Source organism: Aeromonas sp. Y293-4, from assembly GCF_027705905.1.
Classification (GTDB): Bacteria; Pseudomonadota; Gammaproteobacteria; order Enterobacterales; family Aeromonadaceae; genus Aeromonas; species Aeromonas veronii.
The window spans coordinates 1-18,524 of sequence record NZ_JAPDCI010000023.1; the positions used below are offsets into that span (position 1 = coordinate 1).

General features: G+C 60.7%; 17 protein-coding genes. 6 read left to right on the forward strand and 11 right to left on the reverse strand.

The features are described from left to right. Positions 1-130: 130 nt before the first annotated feature. Positions 131-670 (forward strand): gamma carbonic anhydrase family protein, encoded by a 540-nt coding sequence (locus OKC31_RS19260; RefSeq protein ID WP_159164585.1) that lies wholly within the window; start codon positions 131-133, stop codon positions 668-670. A gap of 88 nt (positions 671-758) precedes the next feature. Here OKC31_RS19260 and polA read toward each other — a convergent pair whose 3' ends face one another. Continuing rightward, on the reverse strand, positions 759-3,524 hold the full coding sequence (polA, locus tag OKC31_RS19265; protein WP_247823762.1) for a DNA polymerase I: 2,766 nt from the start codon (positions 3,522-3,524) through the stop codon (positions 759-761). Between the two features lie 400 nt (positions 3,525-3,924). On the opposite strand from polA, the gene elbB reads away from it, so the two are divergent. Next, complete coding sequence (gene elbB, locus OKC31_RS19270) at positions 3,925-4,575, forward strand: isoprenoid biosynthesis glyoxalase ElbB (protein WP_139494158.1); 651 nt, start codon at positions 3,925-3,927, stop codon at positions 4,573-4,575. 72 nt (positions 4,576-4,647) lie between these two features. Here elbB and OKC31_RS19275 read toward each other — a convergent pair whose 3' ends face one another. The 4 genes from OKC31_RS19275 to fieF form a co-directional block, all read right to left on the reverse strand. Then, positions 4,648-4,857, reverse strand: a complete 210-nt coding sequence (locus tag OKC31_RS19275; RefSeq protein ID WP_005339554.1) for a cell division protein ZapB — start codon at positions 4,855-4,857, stop codon at positions 4,648-4,650. A gap of 246 nt (positions 4,858-5,103) precedes the next feature. Beyond that, positions 5,104-6,384: a hypothetical protein gene (locus OKC31_RS19280; RefSeq protein WP_247823761.1), complete on the reverse strand. Its 1,281-nt coding sequence runs from the start codon at positions 6,382-6,384 to the stop codon at positions 5,104-5,106. A 20-nt stretch (positions 6,385-6,404) separates the two neighbouring features. Then, a complete protein-coding gene (cysE, locus tag OKC31_RS19285; RefSeq protein ID WP_005339552.1) occupies positions 6,405-7,184 on the reverse strand; it encodes a serine O-acetyltransferase in 780 nt (259 codons plus the stop codon). 8 nt (positions 7,185-7,192) lie between these two features. Next, positions 7,193-8,104: a cation efflux pump FieF gene (fieF, locus tag OKC31_RS19290; protein WP_042081837.1), complete on the reverse strand. Its 912-nt coding sequence runs from the start codon at positions 8,102-8,104 to the stop codon at positions 7,193-7,195. Between the two features lie 85 nt (positions 8,105-8,189). Between fieF and OKC31_RS19295 the strand changes: the two genes are divergently transcribed. The 3 genes from OKC31_RS19295 to trmL all read left to right on the forward strand — a co-directional run bounded on the left by OKC31_RS19295 (position 8,190) and on the right by trmL (position 10,776). Next, positions 8,190-8,885 (forward strand): response regulator, encoded by a 696-nt coding sequence (locus tag OKC31_RS19295; protein WP_005339549.1) that lies wholly within the window; start codon positions 8,190-8,192, stop codon positions 8,883-8,885. Beyond that, positions 8,867-10,237 carry an ATP-binding protein gene (locus OKC31_RS19300; protein WP_247823760.1) on the forward strand — a complete coding sequence of 457 codons (1,371 nt, stop codon included), beginning with the start codon at positions 8,867-8,869 and terminating at the stop codon, positions 10,235-10,237. The genes OKC31_RS19295 and OKC31_RS19300 overlap by 19 nt, the downstream gene beginning before the upstream one ends. A 74-nt stretch (positions 10,238-10,311) precedes the next feature. Continuing rightward, the gene (gene trmL, locus OKC31_RS19305) at positions 10,312-10,776 is read left to right on the forward strand and encodes a tRNA (uridine(34)/cytosine(34)/5-carboxymethylaminomethyluridine(34)-2'-O)-methyltransferase TrmL (RefSeq protein ID WP_005339545.1); all 465 of its coding nucleotides are present in this window, start codon (positions 10,312-10,314) and stop codon (positions 10,774-10,776) included. 13 nt (positions 10,777-10,789) lie between these two features. On the opposite strand, the gene OKC31_RS19310 is transcribed toward trmL, so the two are convergent. The 4 genes from OKC31_RS19310 to lexA all read right to left on the reverse strand — a co-directional run bounded on the left by OKC31_RS19310 (position 10,790) and on the right by lexA (position 14,314). Beyond that, positions 10,790-12,079: an MATE family efflux transporter gene (locus OKC31_RS19310; protein WP_247824160.1), complete on the reverse strand. Its 1,290-nt coding sequence runs from the start codon at positions 12,077-12,079 to the stop codon at positions 10,790-10,792. Between the two features lie 74 nt (positions 12,080-12,153). Beyond that, positions 12,154-12,780, reverse strand: coding sequence for an SCO family protein (locus OKC31_RS19315; protein WP_204480477.1), 627 nt, complete (start codon positions 12,778-12,780; stop codon positions 12,154-12,156). A 210-nt stretch (positions 12,781-12,990) separates the two neighbouring features. Continuing rightward, positions 12,991-13,206: a hypothetical protein gene (locus OKC31_RS19320; RefSeq protein ID WP_247823759.1), complete on the reverse strand. Its 216-nt coding sequence runs from the start codon at positions 13,204-13,206 to the stop codon at positions 12,991-12,993. Positions 13,207-13,690: 484 nt separating this feature from the next. Then, positions 13,691-14,314 carry a transcriptional repressor LexA gene (gene lexA, locus OKC31_RS19325; protein WP_005339540.1) on the reverse strand — a complete coding sequence of 208 codons (624 nt, stop codon included), beginning with the start codon at positions 14,312-14,314 and terminating at the stop codon, positions 13,691-13,693. Positions 14,315-14,518: 204 nt separating this feature from the next. On the opposite strand from lexA, the gene plsB reads away from it, so the two are divergent. Next, on the forward strand, positions 14,519-16,942 hold the full coding sequence (plsB, locus tag OKC31_RS19330; protein ID WP_247823758.1) for a glycerol-3-phosphate 1-O-acyltransferase PlsB: 2,424 nt from the start codon (positions 14,519-14,521) through the stop codon (positions 16,940-16,942). 68 nt (positions 16,943-17,010) lie between these two features. Here the strand turns inward: plsB and ubiA are convergent, their stop codons facing one another. Beyond that, a complete protein-coding gene (gene ubiA / locus OKC31_RS19335; RefSeq protein ID WP_005339536.1) occupies positions 17,011-17,880 on the reverse strand; it encodes a 4-hydroxybenzoate octaprenyltransferase in 870 nt (289 codons plus the stop codon). Then, on the reverse strand, positions 17,877-18,413 hold the full coding sequence (locus tag OKC31_RS19340; RefSeq protein WP_247823757.1) for a chorismate--pyruvate lyase family protein: 537 nt from the start codon (positions 18,411-18,413) through the stop codon (positions 17,877-17,879). The genes ubiA and OKC31_RS19340 overlap by 4 nt, the downstream gene beginning before the upstream one ends. Between the last annotated feature and the right edge of the window lie 111 nt (positions 18,414-18,524).

Here is an 18,524-nt window from a genome sequence, read left to right on the forward strand (position 1 = left end):
CCTTATCTGCAATAAAATTGCAAAAAACAGCACTTTTTTAGTTATTCATATCCAACCACAGCTTTTATACAAACTTATCCACAGAAACACCCTTCTGGTTGCTAGAATGGCCGAAAACAAGGAGGCCAAGATGGACTTGCGACTGAGACCCTACAAGGGAAAACGCCCGCAACTGGGCAAAGGAGTATATGTAGATCCCTGCGCGACACTGGTGGGCGATATCGAGCTGGCCGACGACGCCAGCATTTGGCCCATGGTGGCGGCACGGGGGGATGTGAACCATATCCGCATCGGCGCCCGCAGCAACATTCAGGATGGCACCGTATTGCACCTGACTCGCAAGAGCGCCAGCAACCCGACCGGCTATCCGCTGCTGATCGGTGAGGATGTCACGGTCGGCCATAAGGCGATGCTGCACGGCTGCACCATCGGCAACCGGGTGCTGGTCGGCATGGGTGCCATTCTGCTTGATGGCGTCGTGGTTGAAGATGATGTGATGATCGGCGCAGGTTCGCTGGTGCCACCGGGCAAGCGACTCGAGTCGGGCTTTCTATATATAGGGAATCCCGTCAAACAGGCTCGCCCGCTCAAGCCCGCCGAGATCGCCTTCCTCAAGACCTCGGCCGACAACTATGTGCTGCTCAAGGATGAGTATCTGCAAGAGACCTGATAGGGCTGGCAGAAACAGGAAGCCCGGCATAATGCCGGGCTTCGCTTCTTATATAGCTATATAACCGTGCAGAACGGCTGACCGGAAATCAGTGAGCCTGATCCCAGTTGTCACCGGTGCCCGCCTCCACCAGCAGCGGCACATCTAATTCGGCTGCGGCAGACATCTTCTCCTTGATGATGGCGATGTACTCCTCCAGCTTCTCTTCGCGGATCTCGAACACCAGTTCATCGTGTACCTGCATCAGCATGCGGATCGACTCATCTTCAATCCCGCGGATCCAACCATCCACGTTGATCATGGCGCGCTTGATGATGTCGGCTGCCGTACCCTGCATGGGGGCGTTGATGGCGGCCCGTTCGGCTGCCTTGCGCAGACCAGCGTTGCGGGACTTGATATCCGGCAGATAGAGGCGACGGCCGAACAGGGTCTCGACATACCCCTGGGCTTCCGCCTGCTGACGGGTACGCTCCATATACTCCAGCACGCCCGGGTAGCGCTCGAAGTAGAGATCCATGTACTTCTGCGCTTCGGCACGACCGATCCCCAACTGCTTGGCCAGACCGAAGGCGCTCATGCCGTAGATAAGGCCGAAGTTGATCGCCTTGGCGCTGCGGCGCATGTCGGTGGTGACCGCATCGAGCGCCACGCCGAACACCTCGGCGGCAGTCGCCTTGTGGATGTCCTTGCCCTCGGCAAAGGCGGTCAGCAGCCCCTTGTCACCGGAAAGGTGCGCCATGATGCGCAGCTCGATCTGGGAGTAGTCCGCCGCCACCAGCTTGTAACCGGCGCTCGGGATGAAGGCCTGACGGATCCGGCGCCCCTGCTCGTTGCGCACCGGGATGTTCTGCAGGTTGGGATCAGATGATGACAAACGGCCCGTAGCCGCCACCGCCTGATGATAGGAGGTGTGTACCCGACCGGTCCGGGGCTTGATCATCAGCGGCAACTTGTCGGTGTAGGTGGACTTGAGTTTGGCCAGACCGCGATGCTCCATCAGCAGTTGCGGCAGCTCGTAGGTCTCCGCCAGCTCGGCCAGCACCTCTTCCGCAGTGGACGGTGCCCCCTTCGGCGTCTTTTTGATGATCGGCAGGCCCAGCTTGGTGAAGAGGATCTCCCCAAGCTGCTTGGGTGAGGAGAGGTTGAACTCCTGCCCGGCCAGCTCGTGAGCCTGCTTCTCCAGCTCCGCCAACCGCAGCTCGATCTCCTGGCTCTGCTGGTGCAGCAACTTGGGATCGATAGTGGTGCCGAGCAACTCCATCCGCGCCAGCACTGGCAGCAGCGGCAGCTCGATCTCGCTGAATACCTTGGCGAGACCCGGCACGGCTTCCAGCTGACCCCACAGGGTCTGGTGCAGACGCAGGGTGATGTCGGCATCTTCCGCCGCATAGGGGGCCGCCTGCTCCAGCTCGATCTGGTTGAAGGTGAGCTGTTTCACTCCTTTGCCCGCGATATCTTCAAAGGAGGTGGTCTCGACCCCGAGATAACGCTTGGCCAGCGAATCCATATCGTGACGACTGGCGGTGGAGTTGAGCACATAGGATTCGAGCATGGTGTCGTAGGCGATGCCCTGCAGATCGATATCGTGGTTGAGCAGCACGTTGCGATCATACTTGAGGTTCTGTCCCACCTTGAGACGGGTCGGATCTTCCAGCAGCGGTTTGAGCTTGCCCAACACCACGGCCTCGCTCAGCTGTACCGGTGCCCCAAGATAGTCGTGGCCAAACGGCACATAAGCAGCCTTGCCCGGTTCAACCGCGAAGGAGACGCCGACGATCCGCGCCTCCATATAGTCGAGACTGGTGGTTTCGGTATCGAAGGCAAACAGCGGTGCCGCTTTCAACTGTTCCAGCCAGCCGTCAAACTCGGCTTCGTCCAGAATACAGCGGTAGTCGGTTTCGATGGCGGCAACCGGAGCGGCGCTCTTATCGCCAGCCTCGTCTTGTCCGGCAATCTCGCTGCCATCTTCACCACCGGATTCCAGCTCCTTGATCAGGTTGCGCAGCTCGTATTCGCGATAGACCGCCAGCAGGGACTCCTTGTCGACCGGCTTGAGCAACAGCTCTTCCAGACTCTGTTCCAGCTCGACATCGGTCTTGATGGTCGCCAGTCGATAGGAGAGACGAACCTGCTCCTCCTGCTCGCGGAACTTGTCGGCGAACGCCTTGGAGCCACGAAAGCCGAGGGCGGCGACCTTGTCGAGGTTGGCGGCAATCTCGTCGATACTGCCAATCCCCTGCAGCAGGGCCAGTGCGGTCTTCTCGCCGACACCGGTCATACCGGGAATGTTGTCGACCTTGTCACCCATCAGGGCCAGATAGTCGATGATGAGCTCGGGCGGTACGCCAAACTTCTCGATCACCCCTTCCCGATCGGTCTTCACATCTTTCATGGTGTCGATCAGGGTGACATGGTCGGAGACCAGCTGTGCCATATCCTTGTCACCGGTGCTGATCAGGACCGGCAGCTGCTTCTCGGTCGCCTGGCGGGCCAGGGTGCCGATCACGTCGTCGGCCTCCACCCCCTCCACCATCAGGAAGGGGAAACCCATCGCCTTGATCATCTGGTGGATAGGGGCAACCTGGCTGCGCAGATCGTCCGGCATGCTGGCACGGGTCGCCTTGTACTCGGGATAGATGTCATCGCGGAAGGTCTTGCCCTTGGCATCAAACACCACGGCCACATGACAGTCAGGATATTGCTTGCGCAGGCTGCGCATCATGTTGGCCATGACACGGACGGCGCCGCTCGGCAAACCGGTCGATGTGCGCAGATCAGCCTGCTGGGAGGCGAAGAAGGCGCGGTAAAGATAAGAGGAGCCGTCGACCAGAATAAGGGGGTTGCTAGGGGCCATGAAATCGTCCTGCCAGAGATAAACAGCCGCTAGGATGCCACAGGGCCCCCCTCACACCAAGGGGCGCAGCAACAGCACACAACGCCTGATAAAGGGACTCAATCTGTGGATAACTCTGTGTTCAAAAATGGGGCGCATCAGAGCGCACAGTGATAAAACTGTGCATAAGAATATAAAAAGTCATTAAAAACAATGCATTGAGATCGTAAAAACCGATCGTGAGACAGTTAGAATGATCTCGATCAATGTGGAAAAAGATTTAAGGGAGTAGGTACGGCAGGATCCAAAGCGAAACAATCCTAGCACAGCAAGATGACTTGACCAGCGGAGGGCGAGCGATAACCATACAAAAGTACAACAATCCATCCTGGCTCACATTTTCAACAACGAGGAGTTTGCCATGAAAAAAGTGGCCGTGATTTTGAGTGGCTGCGGTGTCTTTGACGGGGCCGAAATCCACGAGGCCGTCATCAGCCTGCTGGCGTTGGCCCGTCAGGGATCCGCCGTCCAGTGCTTCGCCCCGAACGTGGCGCAGCTCCATGTCATCAACCACCTGACCGGTGAAGTGAGCGAGGGAGAGAGCCGCAATGTGCTGGTCGAAGCGGCCCGCATCTGTCGTGGCCAGATAAAGGATGTGGCCGAGCTGGATGCGGCCGATTACGACGCGCTGCTGGTGCCCGGCGGCTTTGGCGCGGCCAAAAACCTGTGCGACTTCGCTATCAAAGGAGCCGAGTGCCAGATCCAGCCCGATGTGCTGAAAGCGTGCCAGAGCTTTGCCAACGCCAACAAACCGGCCGCCTATATCTGCATCGCACCCGCCATGATCCCGCTGATCTATGGTGCCGGGACGCTGGCGACCATCGGCCATGACGAGGGTACCGCCAACGCCATCGAGGCGATGGGGGGCAGCCATCTCAACTGCCCGGTCAACGAATTCGTGGTGGATCAGGAGCGCAAGGTGATCTCCACCCCCGCCTACATGCTGGCCAACAACATAGTCGAAGCGGCGGACGGCATCGAGAAGACGGTCAAGCAACTGCTGGCGCTATAATCCTCACCCTGCCAAAAACAGACGGGCCGCTCATGGAGCGGCCCGTTTTCAATTCTGCCTGAAGGCGATGAATTAGATGGTTTCGCCCATCTGATCCATTTTGCCCAGCAGGGCACGCAGACGCTCCTGCCATGCAGTGTGCTCGTTGCGCAGCTGATGGTTCTCGTCTTGCAGCTTGCTGTTCTGCTCTTTCAGCTCGTCCAGCTCCATCTTCAGCAGGGAGATGTTGTCGACGGCGGATTGTACTTTGGATTCGAGTTGCTCAAGGACTTCTAGTGACATATGCATACCTGTTTGTTCAATTGCGATGCCCCACAGAGGGCGATTCAAGCGCGTGAAGCCAGCATACCCCGAGCGCATCGGCACAAACAAGCCAGTGCGCTGTAAAATGCGCCTTCCATAGATGTATTGTCTAAATATGCGTCTATTTTTCTCGCATCCTGCGCCCGAGCCGCGACAACACACTGAACCGTGCGTAAAAGACCCCGCAGCCCGCGCATCATTTGCCCCCTTCCAACGGAACCGCCGTTATCCATGCAAGGCGATATAAGCCCCCAGCAACAGACAAGCGACCACATACATCAGCAGGCCGTAGAGCAGGTTCCAGCGCAGGATCAGCCCGGCACTGAGGTTGTAGCGGGAGGCCAGCGCCAGATTGGAGCCGGAGAGCGGACTGGTGCCGGTGGCAAGCCCCCATCCCAGCAAGAAACACATGCCGAGCAGGCTGGGATCCGGCGCCAGCGGCCAGAGCAGCGGCGCCAGCCCGGAGATACTGATAAGCGGATGCACCCCGACGATGGCCACCAGCAAAATCAATAGCAGAGTGAGGGATGCCTCAAGCCAGCCAAAGTGGTTGAACAGTGGCAGGCCATGACCGGCACCGAGATCGATGACCGACAACGCACTGTTGATGCCTGCCGCCAGCAAACCGGCCCCCAGAAACAGCACCAGCTGGCCACCGATGGCGGGGAAGCGCTCCACCACCTGCCGCTTGAGGGCCGCCTTGCGCCCGGCCCTCGGCATAAAGAGCAGCGCCAGCAGCGGGGCCACCAGCGCGATCACCGCCAGAATGCCGAGCTGGGGCCAGATCTGCTTGATGAGCAGTACCAGCAACGCCAGCGTGACCGGCAACCCCAGGGTCTGCAACCGCAGCGGATAACCGGCAAAGTCGGCCACCCCGATCCGCTCAACCTGCCAGGCGGTCAGCCCCATCGCCAGCAAGGCGGCGAGGATCCCGAACGGCAGAATATGGGAGAGTTGCAAGCCCGGCGCATAGGTGAGCGCCACCGCCATGGCGACAAAGAAGGGTGACCAGAAGGCAGCGGCACAGAAGATCCGGCTCAGCACCATCACCTGACGCCGCTCCAGGGTGCCATTGCGCTCCAGCCGATCGCCGATGATAAAGAGCACCGAGAGGTTGATGACCGCCCCCAGCAGATTGAGGCTGGCCATGGTGCTCCACAGCCCCTTGCGCCCGGTCCAGGAGGTGGTGCCGGTCAAGAGACCCGAGGTGGCGAGGTTGAGGGTGCTAACCGCGGCAAACATGGTGAGCATATTGATGTTGGGCAACAGCCAGTCACCGGCGCTGAGGGTCGCACCCTGCCACCAAGAGAAGATGAGCAGCAACAGCGCCGCGCCATACAGGGCCAGCGCCTGCCGCTTGGCGGCCCCCACCAGCCAGGGCCAGGTGAGCAGTGATGCCCCCCAGGCCGCCATGGCCGCTGGCCAGGGGGAGAGTCCCAGATAGAGATGGAGCAGGTTGAGCAGCCACATCCCCAAAATCAGATAACCCGACCAACGTTTGGCCATCGACTACTCCGGCCGGGAGATCAGAGACACTGATCCATATCCAGTGAAGGCTTGTCGCACTCCGGACGGCCCACGATCTTGGCGGGTACGCCAGCGACCGTGGTATGGGGCGGCACCGGGTTGATCACCACACTGCCCGCGCCAATTTTGGCGCCCACGCCCACTTCGATATTGCCGAGCACCTTGGCGCCCGCCCCTATCATCACCCCTTCACGGATCTTGGGATGGCGATCGCCGCTCTCCTTGCCGGTACCACCGAGGGTCACGCTCTGCAGGATGGAGACATCATCTTCAATCACCGCCGTCTCGCCCACCACTATGCCAGTGGCGTGGTCGAACATAATCCCCTTGCCGATACGGGCGGCCGGGTGCACATCCACCCCGAACACCACCGAGATCTGGTTTTGCAGATAGAGGGCCAGCGAGCGGCGCCCCTGGCGCCACAGCCAGTTGGCAACCCGATAGCCCTGCAGGGCATGGAACCCCTTGAGGTAGAGCAGCGGGGTGGAGAAGAGATCGACCGCAGGATCCCGCTCCTGCACAGCGCAGATGTCAGCCGCCACTACCGTTAGCAGCTCGGGCTCGCTGCGCAGGGCAAGCTCGATCACCTCGCGCAAGGCGATGGCGGGCATGGTGGCACTATCGAGCTTGTTGGCCAGCTGGAAGCTGAGGGCCGAACGCAGATTCTTGTGATTGAGAATGGTGGAGTGGAAGAAGCTGGCCAGCATCGGCTCCTGGGCCGCCATGCACTCCGCTTCTTGCTGAATTTTGTGCCAGGTTTTGGCAACCAGTTCATCCATGTTGCAGCCTACTGTTGTTCTGGGTGAGGGCTCTGTTGTTCTTTTGTCAGCACCGAGATGGGGTCCATGTGGATGATGACATCCATCCGCTCGAATGCCTGGCGTACCGCCAGTTCGGCTTCATCGGCGATCTGATGGGCCTTGACCAGGGGGATCTGATCATCCAGTTCAAGATGCAACTGTACGAATCGGGTCGGCCCGGATTGACGGGTGCGCAGGTCATGTACGCCGTGTACACCTTCTACGGCACAGCAGAGCGCCATTATTCTCGCTTGTTCTTCCGCTGGCAACTGACGATCGAGCAGGGCCTGCACCGACTCGTAGCCGATGTGTCCCGCCCCCCACAACAGGAACAGCCCGATCAGGATGGCAAACAGGCCGTCGGCCCAGTACCACCCCTGCCCCGCCAGCACCAGCGCCAGCAAGACACCGGCATTGAGCAGCAGATCGGAACGGTAGTGCAGCATGTCGGCCTTGATGGCCACACTGTTGGTCTTGCGAATGACAACGCTCTGGAAGCTGACCAGCAGCAGGGTCAGCACGATGGAGCCACCGCTGACCCAGAGACCCGCCTCCAGCCGCAGAATAGGCGCCTGATTGAGCAGGGATGAAATTCCGTGCATCACCAGCAGCAGGGCGGAGCCGGAAATAAAGGCTGACTGGATGAGGCCCGCCAGCGACTCCGCCTTGCCGTGACCGAAGCGGTGTTCGTCATCGGCGGGGGCCAGCGCATAGCGAATGGCCAGCAGGTTGATGATGGAGGCACTCACATCCATAAAGGAGTCGGTGAGCGACGCCAGCAGGGTCGACGAGTCGGTCATCAGCCAGGCGATCAGTTTGCCGATGATCAGCAAGGTAGCGGTGGTGACCGCCGCTATGCTGGCAAAGGTCACCCAACGGGAATATTGTTGATGGCTCAAAACCGGCTTTCCTCTGGCGATGAAAAACTTATTATACCCTGACCCCGGCGTCAGTTTGGCGCGAAAATCTGCGGAATAACACCAGATGAACAGAATACTCTTGGTCGACGACGATCTTGAATTGACCCAACTGCTCACCGAAATTCTGACCCTGGAGGGATTTCAGGTCACGGTCGCCGAGGATGGTGAAGAGGGGCTGCAACGACTGGCGGAGCAGAGCTTCGATCTGGTGTTGCTGGATGTGATGATGCCCAAACTCAACGGCTTTGCCATGCTGACCAAGCTGCGCAAGACTCACGATACCCCGGTGCTGATGCTGACCGCCCGCGGTGACAGCCAGGATCGGGTAAACGGTCTGGAAGCGGGTGCCGACGACTATCTGGCCAAGCCGTTCGATGACAGGGAGCTGCTGGCCCGAGTACGCGCCATCCTGCGCCGTACCCAGAGCGCCCCGCCCCAGCGCGGCAACTCCTCCGACGAAGTGCACTTCATGGATATCGTGCTGCAACCCGGCCTGCAGCAGGCCCGCTGCGGCGAACAGCTGCTGGAGCTGACCGCCACCGAATTCGGGCTGCTGGAGTGCCTGCTGCGTAATCCCGGCCAGATCGTCAGCAAGAGCCACCTCTCCGAGCAGGTGCTGGGCAAGAAGCTGGAACCCTTCGATCGCGCCATCGACATGCACCTGAGCAACCTGCGCAAGAAGCTGCCGGATCGCACCGATGGCCAGCCCCGCTTCAAAACCGTACGGGGGCGCGGGTACCTGTGGCTAGAGCAAGAATAGAGCGCATCAACTCCCTCAACGGGATCTCGACCCACATCTTCCTCTGGTTCTGGTTCATGCTGCTGGTGATGCTGGCCGCCGTGATCAGCCTGCCGACCCTGGATCCCCGCAACCAGATCCCGCTGCCAACCCACGAAGTCGCGCGGATGCAGAACAACGTGCAGGCCCTGCTCAACGCCGCCGAGCCGGATCAGGATTTCGATCTGGCCAAGGCGATGGACAAGATCGCCATGCTGCCGGTGGATAACGTCTACCTGCGCGACGAGAAGGGGCAGATCCAGTCCACCACCCATCCGCGCAAGTTCGTGGTGCGCTTTATGGTGGATGCCGATGACCCGGCCAACCCCATGCTGGGCAACGAGGATCGCAAGGCGATCGCCGGCCCCTTCCTGATGGAGCACCACGGTCATCGCTATCACGTCTATTTCGGCCTCAATGCCGAGAACCCCTATCTGTTCCTGTTCATTCAGGTGCTGGATCACCCGATCCGCATTCTGGGCATCTCGATGCTGGTCAGCACCCCGCTCTGCCTGCTGCTCGCCTGGCGGCTGACCCGCCCGATCCTGCAGTTGCAGAAGTCGGTCTCCCAACTGGCGGCTGGCAATCTGGAGGTACAGATCCCCAACCTGGGACGGGGCGACGAGATTGGCCAGCTGGCGGATAACGTCAGCCGCATGGTGGAGACGCTCAAGAGCATGATCCAGAAGCAGAAACAGCTGCTTTCCGATATCTCCCACGAGCTGCGCAGCCCCCTCACCCGGATGCAACTGGCGCAGGCGCTGATCCGCCGCAAGCAGGGTGACAGCGCCGAGCTGGTGCGGATCGAATCGGAGATCGGGCGGCTGGACAAGCTGATCGGCGATCTGCTGGATCTGTCGCGGGTGCAGCAGCATGTTGAGGCCCCCATCGTGCAGCCGCTGGCCGACCTGCTGGAGCCCATCCTCGAAGATGCCATGTTCGAGGCAAACCAGAGCGGCAAGCAGCTCAGACTGCCGCCGCTGCCCGCAGAGTCGATCCAGATGTGGCCCGAGCTGCTGGCCCGGGCGGTGGAGAACCCCCTGCGCAATGCCCTCAAATATGCCCGCGAGTTCATCAAGGTGGACTGGTATCGGGAGGGACTGGAGTGGGTGATGACCATTCGGGATGACGGCCCCGGGGTGCCTGACGAGCAGCAGGCGCTGCTGTTCCAGCCCTTCTTCCGGGTCGATGATGCCCGCAACGCCAAGACTGGCGGCACCGGGCTGGGGCTGGCCATCGCCTCGGAGGCGATCCAGCGCCACGGCGGTACCATTGCGGCCAGCAACAATCACCCCACCGGGCTGACCATCACCATCCGCTTGCCCATCGCCTGATCCTTTTCATCCGGACGGGCGCTGGGTATGCTGGCGCCCCTTCTTGGCTTTACATCTCTTTGCAGGAGCTCGTCATGCTCGATATCGTCCTCTACCAGCCGGAAATTCCGCCCAACACCGGCAATATCATCCGGCTCTGCGCCAATACCGGCTACCGGCTCCATCTGATCGAGCCGCTGGGATTTGAGTGGGATGACAAGCGGGTAAAGCGGGCGGGACTCGACTATCACGAGTTTGCCGAGGTGAAGCGCTGGCCGAGCTATGAGGCTTTTCTGGCTGCCGTGGCGCCCAAGCGGGTGTTTGCCTGCACCACCAAGGGCCGTACCGCGCACTCGGCAGCACAATATGCCCTTGGCGACGCCCTGCTGTTTGGCCCGGAGAGTCGCGGCCTGCCCATCGAGATCATCGAGAGCCTGCCATTCGAGCAGCGGCTGCGCATCCCTATGGTGCCCCAGAGCCGCAGCATGAACCTCTCCAACGCGGTGTCTGTCTTTGTCTACGAGAGCTGGCGCCAGCTCGGCTACGACGGAGCCATGTAAGCGCCACCGATGCTCAGTGGCGGGCGTCGAGCAGATGCCCGCTGCGCTCCAGCCGCCAGCAAGTGACCCCCAGCGACAGACCGCGCCCCACCATCAGCGCTGCCATCGCCGCCCATAACGCGGCCACGCCCCACGACTGACAGAGCCACCAGATCGGGAAGAAGCCGCCAAACGCGGCCAGCAACATGCTGTTGCGCATCTCCCGCGCCCGGGTCGCCCCGATAAATACGCCATCCAGCAGGAAGCACCAGACCGCCAGCAACGGCATGGCGATCAGCCAGGGAAGCTGATGATGTGCCTCCGCCACCACGGCCGGAATATCGGTGATATAGCCGATAAGGTGGGCACCAAAGAGGGCAAACACCAGGGTAAAACCACTGGCGATGAGGGCGGCCCAGCCCAGATTGAGCACGATGGCCTCCCGCAGTTTCTGCCGATCCTGCTGACCGATGGCTCGTCCTACCATGGCCTCCACCGCATAGGCAAAACCATCGAGTCCGTAGGAGATGAGCATCAGGAAGTTGAGCAGCACCGCATTGGCGGCCACCGCCACGTCCCCCAGTCGTGCCCCTTGCAGAGTCATGAAGGCGAAACAGAGCTGCAAACAGAGGGAGCGCAGGAAGATATCGCGGTTGAGGCCGAGCAACCGTACCATAGGCGCAAGCTGCCGCCAGCGCTGCCAACCATCCTGCCACACCGTCGGCGCCAGTTGCCGCAGCTGACGGCGTACCAGCCAGATCCCGACCGCCAGCGCGCAGTAGTCCGCCATGACCGAGGCCGCCGCCACACCCCGCACCTGCCAGCCGAGCCCGAGCACAAACAGGGCATCGAGCGCCATGTTGACCAGATTGGTGAGGATCAGCATCACCATGGGGCTGCGGGCATCCTGCATCCCCAACAGCCAACCCATGATCACCAGATTGCAGAGCGCCGCCGGGGCGCTCCAGATCCGCACCGCCACATATTGGCCCGCATAGAGCTGCACCTCGGGCGAGCCGCCACTCAGGGCGATCAACCGTGGCAACAGGGGGAAGAGCAACAACAGCAGCGCCAGACCGAGAGCAATGGCCAGCCCCAGCGCCCGCAGCAGGGTATCGAGCTGGGCACGACCGTCGGCGGCGCCGTGCGCCTGCGCCGTCAGCCCGGTGGTCGACATCCGCAAAAAGCCGAGCAGCCAGAAGATGAGGTTGATCAGGGTCGCACCGACCGAGACTCCCCCCAGAAACCAGGCCTGACCGAGATGACCGATCACCCAGGTGTCCACCAGCCCCAGCAAGGGGGTGGTGATATTGGAGAAAACCATGGGCAGGGCGAGCGCAAACACAGCGCGGTGGCGAGAGGGATCTCGCCACCAGGGGGCAACAGCTGGGGTCACGCTCAGCGGCCTGCCAACTTCAGGATGCGGGCGAAGTCAGAGAGCATGGTGGCCATCTGCACTCTGGGCACCTGACCCGGCGCCACTTGCGGACGGAATACCGCCTGCAGCTTGCCCTTGGGATTGATGAGCACGATGGAGGCGGAGTGATCGATCAGGTAATCCTTCTCCCCCTGATTGGCGATGGAGTAGATCAGCCCCAGATTGCGCACGAACGGGAACAGCTTGTCGTGGGGGGCAGTGGCCGCCTTGAATTCGGGATTAAAGAAGGCGGTATAGGTCTTGAGACGGGGAATGTCGTCACGCTGGGGATCCGCCGAGATAAACACCACCTGACTGTCGGGCGCCATCTTCTTCAGCTGGTCATAGACGGAGCGCATATCTGCCAGGGTGGTGGGGCAGATATCGGGGCAGAAGGTGTAGCCGACGAACAGGAAGGTCCAGTGCCCCTTCAAGTTGGCAGGGGTGAACGGCTGGTTGTCCGCATCGGTAAAGGCGAAATCATTGATGTCCCGCCCCGCCGGATAGTAGTCAGCCTGTTCAGGCTGCTCTGGCTGCGTGGCGTAGAACACCAGGATCAGGCAGGCTGTCAGCAGCAGAAAGAGCAGGGGATAGCGGAGCTTCATCATAACAAGAGACCCTTTCAGTTCGAGGCAGATGGCCAGCAATGACCGGACAAGAGGGGGACATTGTACCCCAGCGAGCCGCCAAGGTGGTTCAACCTTGTGCAACGCCCTGTCAGGAGTCGACCATTTGGCATAATTAATCGCCAGTTGCGGCCATAAAAAAACCGGCCCCCTCGGGTGCCGGTTATGGATGGATTTGTTTGTCTCTTCTGCTCAGGGGCGAGCGTTACGCCCCTGCTGCAACATCTTGCCGATGGCCCGCACGCCGATGGGAATCACGGGGGCCAGCCAGCCCTCTTCCCCCTGGGGATCGCCATGACCACGCTTGAACAGCAACACCAGACGCACCACCTTCTCTTTCGGGCATCCCAGCCAGAGCGTCCAGTGCGAACCACGATGGTGCAGCCAGAGACCGTAAAACCAGGTCATCCGGCTACCTTTGACGAAACGGGTGATTGACGATTCCGCTGGCGCAGCCCCAGCCTCTGAATCCCATGGCGATCTTGATGCCATACCAGTCCTCCTTGACCGACAGGTCATGTTGCTTCGTCGGCCTGAACTGGGAACAGGCCCGTCACGACTATCTGCAACCATTACGAGTGGTCCCCTTTGCCTGACAAGGCTCGGGATCTCCCCACTCCCCCTTCATATCCCGTGAAGGTGTACTGCCCGATTCTCGTTGTTACCGGCCCTCCCGTACCGACGCATTGTGATGGTCAGAGGGAGGTGCCAAGCCCTCTCTCGGCGACAGGGCACTGATCTGAGCATATATCTGAAATGGATGATTGGTAGCCGGTCGCGCAGGACAAAAATGCCGCCGCCGATGATCTGTTTGATATGACAGGGAAAGTGCGCCAGAAACAGCACGGCCTCCCGAAGGAGGCCGTGTGGCAAACGCAGTTGGCGGAGATGATTACATCCAGTCGGCGTTGCGGATCACCCCGACAGCCAGTCCCTCTATGGTGAGCTGCTGGCAGGAGAGATCCACCTCGATGGGGGAGAGCTCTTCATTCTCCGGCAGCAGCCATACCTGGCTGCCCTTGCGCTGGAAGCGCTTGACGGTGACATCCTCATCGAGACGGGCGACCACCACCTGACCGTTGCGCACTTCCTGGGTCTTGTGCACCGCCAGCAGATCGCCATCCAGAATGCCGATGTTCTTCATGCTCATCCCCTGCACCCGCAGCAGAAAATCTGCGCGCGGATGGAACAGAGCGGGATCAACCTGATAGTGGCTCTCGATATGCTCCTGAGCCAGGATGGGTTCACCGGCGGCCACCTTGCCGATGAGCGGCAGGCCGCTCTCTTCCAGCACCTCTTCCTCTTCGAGCAACAGGCGAATGCCGCGGGACGTGCCCGGCATGATCTCGATGACCCCTTTTTTGGCCAGGGCCTTCAGATGTTCTTCGGCCGCATTGGCCGACTTGAAACCAAGCTTCTGGGCAATCTCGGCACGAGTCGGCGGCATACCGGTCTCGCTCATGTTCACCTTGATCAGCTCCAGCACTTCGGCCTGGCGGGGGGTAAGGGGTTTCATAGAATTGGCACCTGTCTTTTTATACAGCACACTGGCAGTATATACAGTGCAGTGGCCAAGGCAAGGCGCAGCTGACATTTGTCGCGACCAACCCCTCATTTACTACTGTTTTGATCCTGCGCAGCCGACTCATCGTACCTCTCGGCGACAAGGGGCTGTCGATTTGCTATGCTCACGCCGCATTTTTTTGGAGAGCAGACGCACATGTCCCTAGGACAGAAGATTTCCAGAGCCATCTTGCAATGGCCGGTCAGCGGCTTGGTCAATCACAAGAGCCTGCCGGAAAATCCCATCACAGAACTCAATCTGGATCCGGCCAGACCCATCGTCTATGCCCTGAAAACCAGTTCGATCACCGACCTGATGACCCTGCAGCAGTGCTGCGAGGATCTCGGTCTGCCCGGCCCCTTCACGCCGCTGGAACTGAACGGCCAGCTGCTGCCGCGCTATGTCTGTCTGGACCGTCCACCTCCCCTGTTTGGCAAACGCAGCAAACCGCTCCCCTTCCTGCAGGAGTTCCACCAGCTGCTGGATCTGCACAAGCAGGATCCCGAGCTAGATATCCAGGTGGTGCCCGTCACCCTGTTCTGGGGCCGCGCTCCGGGTCGGGAAGGGGAAGAAGCCTCCGGCCTCAACATCATCAGCAGCTTGGCGCCGAACCGGCTGAAGAAGGCGCTTATCGTGATCCTCAAGGGTCGCGAGAATCTGGTGCGCTTCTCGCCGCCCCTCTCCCTGCGCTACATGGCCGACAAACACGGCACCGACGAGGCCATCGCCCACAAGCTGGCACGAGTGGCCCGTACCCACTTCAGCCGTCAGCAGCTGGCTGCCACCGGCCCGAAACTACCGAACCGCAACCTGCTGTTCAAGCAGCTGCTCGACTCCGCGGTGATCCAGCAGGCGATTGAAGAGGAGGCCCAGCGCGAGGGGATCAGCCTCGAGAAGGCGCAAAAGCGTGCCCATGGCTACATGGACGAGATCGCCTCCAACTTCTCCTACCGGCTGATCCGCCTGGGCGAGAGCTTCCTCGGCTGGCTGTGGAACAAGCTCTACCGCGGTTTGTCGGTCAATGGCGCCGAGAAGGTACGCCAGTTGGCGCAGGAAGGGCACGAGATCGTCTACGTTCCCTGCCACCGCAGCCACATGGACTACCTGCTGCTCTCCTACGTCATCTACCACCAGGGGATGGTGCCGCCCCATATCGCGGCAGGCATCAACCTCAACTTCTGGCCGGCGGGCCCCATCTTCCGCCACGGCGGCGCCTTCTTCATTCGCCGCACCTTCAAGGGCAACCCGCTCTACAGCACGGTATTCCGGGAATACCTCAACCTGCTGTTTGCCAAGGGTTACTCGGTAGAGTTCTTCACCGAAGGTGGTCGCTCCCGTACCGGCCGTCTGCTACCGCCCAAGACCGGCATGCTGGCGATGACCCTGCAGGCAATGATGCGCGGGCTGGACAGGCCGGTCACTCTGGTGCCGGTCTATCTGGGCTACGAGCACGTGATGGAGGTGAACACCTACCACAACGAGCTTAAGGGGAGTCGCAAGGAGAAAGAGAGCTTCCTGCAGGTGCTCGGCATCCTGCGCAAGCTGCGCAACTACGGCCGTGGTTTCGTCAACTTCGGCGAGCCGCTGACTCTCAACAGCTACCTGAGCGAACACATCCCCGACTGGAAAAAGCACATCGGGGAAGAGGAGCGTCCGGAGTGGATGGCGGGCACCGTCAACAATCTGGCCGAACTGCTGATGACCCGCATCAACGGCGCTGCCGCGGTCAACGGCCTGACCCTGAGCGCGCTGGCGCTGCTGGCCGCCGAGCGCCACGCCCTGACCCGCGACGAATTGCAGGCCCAGCTCAACACCTATCTGGATCTGCTCAAGGCGGTGCCTTACAGCCCGCAGAGCACCATTCCGGATGAGGATGCCAAGACCCTGCTGGATCAGGCGATGGAGCTCAACAAGTTCGAGGTCAGCGAGGACAAGCTGGGGCAGATCATCAGTCTCGACCGCTATCAGGCGATCCTGCTGACCTACTACCGCAACAACATCCTCCACCTGTTTGCCATGCCCTCTCTGGTGGCGGCACTGATCGAACGGTGCGAAGGGATCTCCCGCAGCGAGATCATGGCCCGCTGCATCGACATCTATCCGCTGCTCAAGACCGAGCTGTTCCTGCGTTATGAAGAGGATGAGTTGCCGGCGCTGGTCGACAGCCTGCTCGGCGCGCTGCAGACCCAGCAACTGATCGAGACCCGCAATGACGGCTACTGGGTCAATCCGGCCAACCAGATGCGCCTGCTACTGCTGGCGGAGAGCATTCAGGAGACCCTGCAACGCTACGCCATCGTGCTGACCCGGGTGCTGGCCCAACCCCATATCGAGGCGGAGCAGCTGGAGGCGGACGGCCTGATGATGGCAGAGCGCCTCGGCACCCTGCACGGCATCAACGCCCCCGAGTTCTTCGACCAGAAGCTGTTCAGCACCCTGATCCACACACTGCGCAAGGAGGGCTACCTCTCTCCCGAGTGCAAGCCGGATCTCGGCCGCTTCCAGGCGCTGGCCGACAACATAGTGCCGCTGCTGAGCAACAAGATCCGCCGCACCATTCAGGCAGGCAATCAGCTCTAATCTGCAACGCAAACAAAGAAGGTCGCATGTGCGGCCTTCATTTTTATCGGAGTCTGCGTGGGAACATGTCACGCCAGCAGGTAATCGAGCACCAGACCGGCAAACACCAGCGCCCCCACATAGTTGTTGTTGAGAAACGCCTGGAAGCAGGCTTCCCGCTGCCGCTCGCGAATAAGTCGCTGCTGATAGACAAACAGCACCGCCGCTCCCAGCAATCCCCAGTAATACCAACCCCCCAGCGTCATCAGTTGCCCGACCGCCAGCAACAGCAGCAGAGTCGAGAGTTGCAATGCGCCGATGATCCGCTTGTCGTAACGACCAAACAGGATGGCGCTGGATTTGAGGCCGATCTTGAGGTCGTCATCCCGATCCACCATGGCGTACTGGGTGTCGTAAGCCACGGTCCAGAGCAGGTTGGCAAAGAAGAGCAGCCAGGCCACCAGCGGCAGAGCATCCGCCTGCGCCGCATAGGCCATCGGGATCGACCAGGAGAAGGCCATCCCGAGCACCAGCTGGGGGTTGGAGATAAAGCGCTTCATGAAGGGGTAGCTCACCGCCAGCAGCAGGGCGACAAACGACAGGCCGATGGTGAGCGGATTCATGGTCAGCACCAGACCAAACGAAATAAGCGCCAGCACGAAGAAGAGCGCCAACACCTCCCACGGTTTGACTCTGCCCGTGGGCAAGGGGCGACCAGCGGTGCGTTTGACGTGGCCATCGAAGTTGCGATCCGCATAGTCGTTGATGACGCACCCTGCCGAGCGCATCAGAAAGACCCCGACCACAAACACGGTCAGCACCCAGAGATTGGGCAGGCCACCGGCGGCCAGCCAGAGCGCCCACAGGGTTGGCCACAGCAGCAGCAGAGTGCCTATGGGTTTGTCGACGCGGGCCAACTGCATGTAGGCAAGTCCCCGCTCCTTGGTTAACAGATTCACTCCAGCTCCTTGTCACAGACGAGAGAGGGCAGAAACAGCTCGTGCACCAGCAGTGGCCACTGCCCCAGAAACAGACGGGAACGACGCCCCCAGACAATGGCGGCCGGGCAACGGGGATTGGCGGCAATATCGAAACGGGCCAGCTGCAGGTGATCACGGCGGGCAGGCTCATGGCCAAATACCCGCTCACCCAGCGGCTGCTCGCCAAGCTCGGCAATGCCGCTCCCTTGCAGTGCGTCATCGGCAAACAGGGTCCAGCCCAGCACGGCGGGCCCACGATCCCCATGCAGGATCACCTCGCGGCAGGTACCGGCCGGCGAGGCCGAATCCACCAGCCACTGCTCATCGGCAGTAAGGGCGACTGGGTGATTGCCCAGCCACTCCACCGAAAAGTGGCGATTGTGCTGACGCAGACGCCGGGTCATGGAGCCGGGCTCCAGCAGCCAGGGGCGCAAGCTGGCGGGCAATTCGCAACATTCGGGAGCCAGCCACCCGCTTAACGGCGTGAGGGGAACAGTCAACTCGGACTTCACAGCTTCACCATCCAGAGATTTCCGTGTTCAGGTTAAAATCCGGTTTATTATCCGTAAATCAATAGCGAAATGTAAGAACATCCGTGCTTGACGGCCCCGATGGCAACATCA

Coding starts and splice junctions, on each gene's coding strand:
- OKC31_RS19295 (WP_005339549.1), top strand. CDS start 8,190: ATGAACAGAATACTCTTGGTCGACGACGATCTTGAATTGACCCAACTG.
- OKC31_RS19320 (WP_247823759.1), bottom strand. CDS start 13,206: ATGACCTGGTTTTACGGTCTCTGGCTGCACCATCGTGGTTCGCACTGG.
- cysE (WP_005339552.1), bottom strand. CDS start 7,184: ATGGATGAACTGGTTGCCAAAACCTGGCACAAAATTCAGCAAGAAGCG.
- OKC31_RS19275 (WP_005339554.1), bottom strand. CDS start 4,857: ATGTCACTAGAAGTCCTTGAGCAACTCGAATCCAAAGTACAATCCGCC.
- OKC31_RS19260 (WP_159164585.1), top strand. CDS start 131: ATGGACTTGCGACTGAGACCCTACAAGGGAAAACGCCCGCAACTGGGC.
- lexA (WP_005339540.1), bottom strand. CDS start 14,314: ATGAAACCCCTTACCCCCCGCCAGGCCGAAGTGCTGGAGCTGATCAAG.
- OKC31_RS19315 (WP_204480477.1), bottom strand. CDS start 12,780: ATGATGAAGCTCCGCTATCCCCTGCTCTTTCTGCTGCTGACAGCCTGC.
- plsB (WP_247823758.1), top strand. CDS start 14,519: ATGTCCCTAGGACAGAAGATTTCCAGAGCCATCTTGCAATGGCCGGTC.
- OKC31_RS19280 (WP_247823761.1), bottom strand. CDS start 6,384: ATGGCCAAACGTTGGTCGGGTTATCTGATTTTGGGGATGTGGCTGCTC.
- trmL (WP_005339545.1), top strand. CDS start 10,312: ATGCTCGATATCGTCCTCTACCAGCCGGAAATTCCGCCCAACACCGGC.
- elbB (WP_139494158.1), top strand. CDS start 3,925: ATGAAAAAAGTGGCCGTGATTTTGAGTGGCTGCGGTGTCTTTGACGGG.
- OKC31_RS19310 (WP_247824160.1), bottom strand. CDS start 12,079: ATGGTTTTCTCCAATATCACCACCCCCTTGCTGGGGCTGGTGGACACC.
- polA (WP_247823762.1), bottom strand. CDS start 3,524: ATGGCCCCTAGCAACCCCCTTATTCTGGTCGACGGCTCCTCTTATCTT.